We start from the raw sequence: 3,641 nt of genomic DNA on the forward strand, positions 1-3,641 counted from the left end.
CTAGCGCCTCGCGGCCGCTGCCCACGCAATGGCCATCCGCATCGAACGCCGCGAAGAGGATCGCACCGTCCTGCTTTTCGACGACCTGCTCACCACCGGCCAGCAGATGCAAGCCGTCGCCTGCCTGCTGCGCGAAGCGTTCGCGGCTGAGGTAAGGGGCCTCGTCCTCGCTCGCGCCCCTTGGCGAGGGAGGACCGTCATGGGGCACTCTTCGACTCATGACGATCGACCGGTGCCTCCTGAATTCCTGTCTCAGTCCGTATCCCGACTCTCCCAGCGGTCCCGGAACCACGTCAGAGTCTCCACGAGCAGCTCACGGTTGCGGTCCTTCTCCAGAACGGACAGCCGGAAGCTGGGGTCCGGTCCCTGGCCCGGTTTTCTCATCTGGAGGTCGACCCCTTCAAGTTCGTTGAGGTGCCTGAGGAGTTCGGAACACAGGACGCGGTCGGTGAACGGCTCCTGTGCGGCCAGGTATTGGAAGCCGACATACGCGTTGCCGCCCAGGCCGCAGCCCGGGGTGAGGCTTAGCGGTGAGATCCCGCTGCCCGGGGCGCCCGACTCACCCAGGGTGAGGAACGCGCCGGTAGCGTTGTCGCCTCCGACCACGTTGATCGAGCCGCCGAGTTCTTCCCAGCGGGCAAAGAGGGCGCGCACTGCCTCCACCGTCTCGCGGGAATTGTCCTCCGCGAGCTGACGGAAGAACCGCCTCTCGGGGGAGTTCTCCGCCACGAGCTGACGGTAGAACCGGTCGGCGCGCGTCTCCTCATCCTGGCTCTCTGGGGTGCGCTGCGCGGTGTCCTCCTTGCCGACGGCCTGGTCGTCGTCGGCTCCGCCGACCAGCAGGGCGAGGTCGTCGACGGAGAGGCGCTGGGCTGGATCGGCGGCACCGTTGGCCGTGAAGCGGATGCCGTCGGCGGTCAGCCGGGCGTGAACATCGCCTCCCTGGTCCTGAGGCGTCCAGCGGAAGCCGTCGGAGACCTTGCCTTCGGAGGTGAGTACGCGGTACGCGTTGGCCACCCTCGGCGTCTTGGCCAGATGGCTGCCCACGGCCTGGGCTCCGGAGCCGATGAACGCTGCGAGATCGCCGTACGACGTCCAGGTTCCGTGGGGGAGCGCGGCGAGCACCTGGTGAGCCAGGTGCCAGTCCCGGCTCCGCTCCGCACGGCCGACTCCGCGCAGCGGGGCCGGCCACAGCGCGATCGCACGGTCGGCGAGTTCGTCGGCGCGGGCGCGGATCTCCTTCACACCCCAGCGTTCGGTCGCGGCGATGCGGCGGTTCATCTCCAGGTGGCTGCCTCGCAGCAGGTCCTGCTTGCGCTCGAAGGGGTGGTTCGACAGCTGTGAGTTGACCGCGGTGAGCGTCAGGTTTCCGAGCGTGTGCTGCAACCGGGAGTGTAGATCCTCCGCCAGCTCTCCGCTGGCCGCGTCCTCATCCAGCATTCGGAGCCACTCGTCGCCGGGTGACTGCGGCATGACGTGCTCGATGGTGAGCTGCGCGGCGGCGAAGTCCACCGGCTCGGGGTGCCCGTAGCTCTCCTCCAGTCGTTGCAGCACCATCTTGCGCTGCTGCGAGCGTCCGAACTGGTAGAAAGGCGCCTTCTGGATCTTCTCTCGCAGCTCCTCGTCGTTGGGCCAGAACCGGTTGTCGGCGGAGAGTAGCTGGTGCAGCCCGTCGGCGACGGGCACGTCGAGCGGCAGCTGCCCGGGCACGGCCTGGAAGATCCTGCTGAGGTTGTTCGTCGGCACCCGACACATCATCCGGCGCACCAGGAAACTCTCGATGTACGACATCGCGCGGGCCGTGTCCGAGGAGTCGAGCCCCCCAAGCTCACGACGGTCGAGCAGCAGCATCAGCGCGGGGTAGGTCACCTGGGCCTGCCAGGCGTCCAGGCGGCGCAGGTGGGCGCGGACCGACGCGTTCGGTTCCTCCTCGGGATGGAGCAGCCGACGGAAAATACCGGCACGGCGGTGCAGCTCCCTGATGTAAGCCTCGATTGCCTCCTCGCTCGCCGCGCCGCGCTCGAAACGCTGCTGCTGAGCCGCGTACAGGTCCTGGCGGCGCACCCGGTCGTCCCCGTCGAGGACCAGCTGAAGCCACATGAGCTGTTCCAGCTCTTCGTTGCTCAGGCTGTCCTGCAGCGGCAGCCAGTAGGTCTCGTAGACCTGCTCACCGCGGGTGTGCAGCTTCATGAACAGGTAGTTGCGCAGGAGGTCTGCCTGGCTGAGCTTGAGCCCGGTGTTGTTGAGGGATTCGAAGATTCGATGCACATTGTCACCACGCTCGGCGGTCACCGCGACCAGCGTCAGCCGTGAAGTGATGGCCCTCTCGATGCGGAACACGTCCTGTGGGGCGACCGGATCAGCGGCCTCGACCAATTTGCGGCGGAAGAAGCCGTAGGCAGTGGCGACCGCTCCGCCCGCGGCCTTTTCCGAGAACGGTCCGCGAACGTACGCGGCGAACTGCGCACGGTCAGCCTGAGTCGGCAGCAGTCGGAGGTGGTCGTTTCCGCTCTTGCGCTTGTTGATGAGGTAGTCCTCGTTGATGCGTTCGGCCGCGTCAGGTTCGGCTTCGGCTATGTGGTCGCGGATCGCGGCAAGGGCTAGCGAGAGCGTGGTCAGCCGCTGCTGTCCGTCGACGACGAGCCATCGGGGAAACGTCGCCTCGTTCTGCGGTGACGGAGCGAGCACCACGGACCCCAGGAAGTGCGTGCTTGCGTTCTCTCTTGACTCCAGCAGCTCGGCCTGCTCCAGGATGTCGGTCCACAGCTGTCTCAGCTGCTTCTCCGCCCATGAATAGGTCCGCTGATAGAGCGGCACCTGGAACTGCTGTGCTCTGCCCTGGACGAGATCGGCGAACAGCGTCTCCCTCACCTGCATGGCGTCCCCCTCGGTGATCGGTCCGGTCGTGGCGCGTGGGAACGACCATAGGGCCTGTTCCTGACAGTCAGGGGCGCTTCAGCCCTCGTCGAGGCACGCACACCACAGCGCGTAGGCCTGGTCCATCTCGTCGAGTGCCGCCCAGGTGAACCGGGCATCGACGAAGGCTCGGTCGACGATTCGTTCTGCGAGTGCGACCAGGTGCCCCGCGACGTGCTCCACCCGCTCCCTGCGCACCCGGTCCTGAACCCGCTCCAGGTGTTCCTGACGCTCCCACAGGTCGGCGAGGCTCGTTCCCGGCTTCTCCCCGTCGTCGTAGATGGACGGCACGCGGGGCAGCAGGTCGGCGGTGAGAGCAGGGACGGAGTCGAGGGCGGCCGGCTCGTCCGGCCCGTCGTTGCCGAGGATGCGGTTGGCTATGGTACGGACGGCCTCGGAACGCTCGACGCGCGCCGCCTGGGCCCGCAGGGCGCCGAGCAGCGTCGGGATCTCCGTCCGGGCCCGGCGGCCCAGGCTGTCCGCGAGCGCGGTCGTAAGGTCATCGCCCAGGCGCGAGGCCTCGTCCAGCACGTCGTTCGCCGCGCCGACCTCCTCGAAGGCGCGCTGCGCGGTGCGGGCCGCCTCGGTGAGGAGGGCGATGTCCTCGGCGGTCGGCTTCACACCTGCCCTCAGCCGGGTCACGGCCGCGTCCAGCGGGTCACCAGCCAGATCGAAGAGGTCCACGCAGTTGTCTCCCAAGTCGAGTTGGCCGTCCGCATCCCGGT

At 67.8% G+C, this 3,641-nt stretch carries 3 protein-coding genes; all 3 read right to left on the reverse strand.

The annotated features are described in order from the left end of the window. On the reverse strand, window positions 1-208 hold a 208-nt coding region (locus ACRWND_RS30465), incomplete at its 3' end, for a hypothetical protein (protein WP_431955153.1). A 44-nt stretch (window positions 209-252) separates the two neighbouring features. Continuing rightward, window positions 253-2,877: a GmrSD restriction endonuclease domain-containing protein gene (locus tag ACRWND_RS30470; protein ID WP_431955155.1), complete on the reverse strand. Its 2,625-nt coding sequence runs from the start codon at window positions 2,875-2,877 to the stop codon at window positions 253-255. 78 nt (window positions 2,878-2,955) lie between these two features. Beyond that, window positions 2,956-3,641 (reverse strand): hypothetical protein (locus tag ACRWND_RS30475; RefSeq protein ID WP_431955157.1); only part of this gene is annotated, 686 nt, incomplete at its 5' end.

Origin of the sequence: Actinacidiphila sp. bgisy167 (genome assembly GCF_965342175.1) — a bacterium.
Taxonomy (GTDB): domain Bacteria; phylum Actinomycetota; class Actinomycetes; order Streptomycetales; family Streptomycetaceae; genus Actinacidiphila.